Annotated in this window: 3 protein-coding genes and 1 pseudogene; 1 reads left to right on the forward strand and 3 read right to left on the reverse strand. The window is 67.9% G+C overall.

Annotated features, from left to right (window positions below; genetic code table 11):
• From LQV45_RS20360 to purB, 3 genes and pseudogenes are all read right to left on the reverse strand, one after another.
• Positions 1 to 963, reverse strand: a pseudogene (locus tag LQV45_RS20360) (NAD-glutamate dehydrogenase domain-containing protein); the annotation flags it as partial.
• A 156-nt stretch (positions 964 to 1,119) separates the two neighbouring features.
• Positions 1,120 to 1,791 carry a histidine phosphatase family protein gene (locus LQV45_RS20365; protein ID WP_230008571.1) on the reverse strand — a complete coding sequence of 224 codons (672 nt, stop codon included), beginning with the start codon at positions 1,789 to 1,791 and terminating at the stop codon, positions 1,120 to 1,122.
• The gene (gene purB / locus LQV45_RS20370; RefSeq protein WP_230008572.1) at positions 1,788 to 3,230 is read right to left on the reverse strand and encodes an adenylosuccinate lyase; all 1,443 of its coding nucleotides are present in this window, start codon (positions 3,228 to 3,230) and stop codon (positions 1,788 to 1,790) included. Before purB ends, LQV45_RS20365 begins: the two co-directional genes overlap by 4 nt.
• Positions 3,231 to 3,502: 272 nt before the next feature.
• Here purB and LQV45_RS20375 point away from each other — a divergent pair.
• Positions 3,503 to 3,783 (forward strand): hypothetical protein (locus LQV45_RS20375; protein WP_230008573.1); only part of this gene is annotated, 281 nt, incomplete at its 3' end.

A 3,783-nucleotide genomic window follows, 5' to 3' on the forward strand; every position in this document is an offset into this window, starting at 1 on the left:
AAACCTGACTTCTCCCGTGGCCTTCCCGGCGCTGCCGAAGGTCCGGACGAGGATTTCATCCAAGTAAGCCGGGCGGGGGACGGATGATCTCAGATCCGAAATGGAGATGGTGAGGACCTGCGAATGGGGCAGCCCCGTAACAGGCTGGCGGGCCTCCGGCCGCCCGTCCCTGAGCAGGCCCAGCCCCGCGCCGGGCAGCAACGACACAACATCCGGGCCCTCCGCCGTCGAGTATTCATCTTCGCTGTATCCCAGAAACATGAAGTTGCCGCGGTCCAGCCAGCCCAGGAGCTCACCGAGCTGCTCCGGAGCCGGAACCGTGCCGGCGGGCAGCAGGTCCAGGGAGTTGATGGTGCGGGCGAGACGGGCGTGGATGGCTGGGGTGTCATCAGCGACCAACTGGACGTCCGCCAGGACACGCCGCACGTTGGCGGTGAGCTCCACAATGGCCCGTGACCCCGGCAGGCGGCCTATCTCTGCCGCCACCCACGTTTCTGATCTCCACCCCGGTGGGGCCTGGACGGTGCCGGCCGCCGCGGCACCCGGGACGCCGGCAATTGGGCCCGTCGGTCCGGACTGCGAGGACCCATGCCGTACTTCCACCAACCGATCAGTCCGCGGATCCCGCCGCACCAGAAAATTGGGATGCACCAGTAACCGAATGGACTCGTTTTGGCGGGCCAGCTCCGCAGTAAGCGAATGGATCAGGTGCGGAATGGCGTCGGCAACCACCAGCAGGACGCTGGCGTCGCTTTCGTTCAGGATGTCGACGGCCGCCGTGCCTGCCGGACGGCCGTCCGCTAGTTCCGCATGGTGCCTGGAGCGCTGCTCCAGGTTTTCTGGACTGTAGCCTTGGAGGTCCTCCGGCGCAGCGTGCTCGTAGTACGCCGCGAGGAACTGGTCATCGAAGCCAGGGAAAACGTGGCCGGGCGCATGCCCCGGGTGTACCGATTTGCGTGACATGCCCCTGCGCCTCCACTGCGCGGGCTCAACCGCATGCCGCGGCCGACCATCCTGTCCCCACGCCTGTCTTCATCATCGCCGCGTTCCCGTGAGCAGTCCAGACCCGGTACGCCCCGCAGGGACGGCCTGTTCGCCCGCCGGGGACGGACGGGCCCGCTACGCCGGACGGCCGGTGGGATCCTCCGCCGTCGGATCCGCCAGTGCCAGTCCGCCCACGGGACTGTCGTCCCAGTGGATGAGTTCCCAGCCGTTGGCGGGATCGCCTTCCAGCGCCACGATTCCGGTGTTGTCCAGCACATGCCTGATGGCAAAGTCCGGTTCGATGTTGTCCGCCCGCATGCCGGCCCACACCCGGATGGATGCGCCGTGGCTGACCACGGCCACGGATCCTGAGCCCCCCGCCCCGTTTGTCCGTCCCGCTATTTTGGCGATCGCGGCGTCGTAGCGCTCAAAGAAGTCCCGGCCGCTGGGACCGGCAGGCATCCGGCGGTCCAGCTCGCCGTCCGCCCACGAAAAAATGGTGCCGATGTACTGCTTGTGCGATTCGTGGTCGGTGCGCTTTTCCAGCGACCCGGCCTCGATCTCGTGAAGGCCCTCCAGCACCTCGGTTTCCAGCCCGTGCACCCGGGCGAGCGGTGCCGCTGTGATCTGCGTCCGAACCAGGGTGGAGGCGTACAGGGCAAGGATCCGCTCGTTCGCCAATGCGCGGGACAACGTCTCGGCCTGACGCTCGCCGAGTTCGGTCAGCCCGGGCCCCGGGTGCGCCGTGTCCAGCTGGCCCAGCACATTGCCGGGCGTCTGGCCGTGCCGGATGAGCAGAAGCCTCATTTGAGGTGATCCACCAGCTGGTCCGCGATGCCCGTGTACTTGCCCGGGGTCAGCGCCAGCAGGCGGGCTTCGGCGTCGGCGGGCAGGCCGAGGCTCTGAACGAATTCCTGCATCCGGGCGGCATCCACGCGCTGTCCGCGGGTCAGGTCCTTGAGCCGTTCGTACGGGTTTTCCATGCCGTCGACGCCGGCGATGGCCTCGGCGCGCATGACCATCTGGATGGCCTCGCCGAGGACTTCCCAGTTGGTGTCCAGGTCCGCGGCCAGCACGTCCTCGGCAACCTTGAGCCGGTCCAGGCCCTTGGCAACGTTGGAGATGGCGAGCAGCGAGTGGCCGAACGCCACACCGATGTTGCGCTGCGAGGAGGAGTCGGTGAGATCGCGCTGCCAGCGGGAGGTGACCAGGGTGGAGCCGAGGACGTCCAGGAGGCCGGAGGAGATCTCGAGGTTGGCCTCGGCGTTTTCGAAACGGATCGGGTTCACCTTGTGCGGCATGGTTGAGGAGCCCGTGGCGCCTGCCACCGGGATCTGCACGAAGTACCCGATCGAGATGTAGCTCCAGATGTCGGTGCAGACGTTGTGCAGGATGCGGTTGAAACGCGCGACGTCGGCATAGAGTTCGGCCTGCCAGTCATGGCTTTCGATCTGGGTGGTCAGCGGGTTCCAGGTCAGGCCGAGGCCTTCGACGAAGCCCTTGGCGACGTGCTCCCAGTCGGCGCCCGGGACGGACGCGACGTGGGCGGCGTAGGTGCCGGTGGCGCCGTTGATCTTGCCGAGGTATTCGGTGCGGGCGATCCGGTCCAGCTGCCGGTTGAGCCGGTGCGCGATGACTGCCAGTTCCTTGCCCAGCGTGGTGGGCGTGGCGGGCTGGCCGTGGGTGCGGGAGAGCATCGGCACGGCGCGGTTGTCCCCGGCCATGGCGCTGATCTGGCCGACGAGGGCGCGGGCCGCAGGCAGCCACACGTCCTCCACGGCCCCCTTGATGCCCAGGGCGTAGGAGAGGTTGTTGATGTCTTCCGAGGTGCAGCCGAAGTGCACCATGGCGGTCAGGTGATGGATTCCGATGCCGGGCAGGCGGCGGCCGATGTAGTACTCCACGGCCTTGACATCGTGGACCGTAACGGCCTCGATCTCGGCGAGTTCGGTGACGGAGGCGGCGTCGAACTCCGTGACGATCGCACGCAGTTGCTCCTGTTGTTCCGCCGTGAGCGGTCCGGCCCCGGGCAGGACGCTGTTGCCGGTCAGGTGGATCAGCCACTCGACCTCCACAGCCACGCGGTCGCGGTTCAGGGCAGCCTCGGAAAGGTAGTCGACCAGCGGCGCGACGGCGGACTGGTAGCGGCCATCCAGCGGGCCGAGCGCGATCTGGTGGTCGGACGCGGCGAGGGCCAGGCGTCCGGACGGCGTGCGGGTATCGGCTGTGGCGGCAGTTTCAGGCATATGGCGATTCTTTCACGAAGTGCCGCCGGGCCTTAAGCGCCCCCGTCCTTATGACATTGCCGGATGACATTGCCGGCTGGCAGCGCATGGCGGTCCGGGATGTTGTCCACATAGCCGGGCGGCTCTCTTCAGCGGGCACAGGCCGCCCCGCTAGCGTCGGTTCATGGGCAGCTGGATGAGGCAGGTCACTGGGACGAGGCCGGGGTGAGGCCGGGATGAGGCCGGTCAACGGGATAGCACCGGGACCGGCGCGCAGTGTGGCGGTGCAGGACATGGCGGTGCAGGACATGGCGGTTCTTGGCGTGACGGCCGCCGACGCCCTTGAGTGCGCTTCGCGCAGTTATGAAGTCCAGCAGTTTGCTGCGCGCGTTGCGCGGTGCGCCGATGAGGCTGATGCCGTGCTCGCCGCCCTCGCCCGCCTTGAGCTGCAGTCGTGGCAGTCACCGGCCGGCCGCGCCTACCGTGTGGCCTTGTCCCTGCACACGGCGGCGCTGCACCGAAGCCGGGACGCGCTGCTCGATGCTGGTGCCGTGGTGCTCCGGCACGCCCGGAA

Source organism: Microbacterium sp. Bi128, assembly GCF_918698205.1.